Source organism: Streptomyces sp. NPDC056128, from assembly GCF_042263835.1.
GTDB lineage: Bacteria > Actinomycetota > Actinomycetes > Streptomycetales > Streptomycetaceae > Streptomyces.
On record NZ_JBHJVQ010000095.1, the window covers coordinates 1 to 1,369 of the forward strand.

The window sequence follows — 1,369 nt, forward strand, 5'->3', positions numbered from 1 at the left end:
ATGCGTCGGTGTACGAGTTGTGGGTGACGTTGGTGGGTGGTGGGGTGGTGGTGTTGGCGCCGGTGGGTGAGGTGGATGGTGGTGTGTTGCGGTCGTTGGTGGCGGGTGGTGGGTTGGATCGGGTGCATGTGACGGCGGGGTTGTTGCGGGTGCTGGTGGAGGAGGATGCGGGTTGCTTTGCTGGGGTGGGTGAGGTGTTGACGGGTGGGGATGTGGTGCCGTCGGGTGTGGTGTCGGGGCTGCTGGCGGCTGTTCCTGGGGTTTCGGTGCGGCATTTGTATGGGCCGACGGAGGTGACGTTGTGTGCGACGCAGTGGGTGGTGGGGGATGTGGGGTCGGTGCCGGGGGTGTTGCCGATTGGCCGGCCGTTGGAGAACACGCGGGTGTATGTGCTGGACCGGTTCCTGGAGCCGGTGCCTCCGGGTGTGGCGGGTGAGTTGTATGTGGCGGGGACGGGTCTGGCCCGCGGGTATCACGGGCGGCCTGGATTGACGGCGGAACGGTTCGTTGCGTGCCCGTTCAGTGAGCCGGGGGAGCGGATGTATCGCACGGGGGATCTGGCTCGGTGGACCATGGACGGACAGTTGGTTTTCGTTGGCCGTGCGGATGATCAGGTGAAGGTGCGGGGGTTCCGGGTGGAGCCGGGTGAGGTCGAGGGCGTCTTGGCGGCGCATCCCGGGGTGGGCCAGGCGGTCGTGGTCGCGCGAGAGGATGTTCCGGGTGACAAGCGCCTAGTCGCCTACGTGGTGCCCGAGGATGACGGCACTGTGAACGGTGATGTGCCGAACTTCGTGGCTGAGCGGTTGCCGGAGTACATGGTGCCCTCTGCCGTCGTGGTGCTCGACGAGCTGCCCTTGTCGGTGAACGGGAAGATGGACCGTTCGGCGCTGCCGGCTCCGGAGTATGCGTCCTCTGGTGGGCGGGGTCCTGCCACGGTTGTTGAAGAGCTGGTGTGTCAGGTGTTCGCGGATGTCCTGGGTGTGGAGCGGGTGGGGGTGGAGGACAACTTCTTCGAGCTCGGTGGGCACTCCTTGCTGGCGGTGTCGTTGGTGCAGCGGTTGCGTGAGCGTGGGTTCGGGGTGTCGGTGCGGGCGTTGCTGGTGGCGCCGACCCCGGCAGGCTTGGTTGCAGCTGGTGCTGGTGGCGAGGGTGTGGTGGAGGTGCCTCCGAATGGGATTCCCGAAGAGGGCGCGGAGGTAATTGCGCCGGAGATGCTGCCGTTGGTGGAGCTGACGGCGGCGCAGATCGACTTGGTCTGTGCGTCGGTCGAGGGCGGGGCGGCGAATGTGGCGGATGTGTATCCGCTGGCGCCGTTGCAGGAGGGCATCTTCTTCCATCACCTGCTGGCCGGTCCTGGTGAGGCGGATGT

Annotated in this window: 1 protein-coding gene; it reads left to right on the forward strand. The window is 66.5% G+C overall.

The window, feature by feature from the left end; genetic code table 11:
* Nucleotides 1–1,369, forward strand: a 1,369-nt coding sequence (locus tag ACFC1X_RS40800) for an AMP-binding protein (protein ID WP_376364832.1), incomplete at both ends; no start/stop codon positions are given.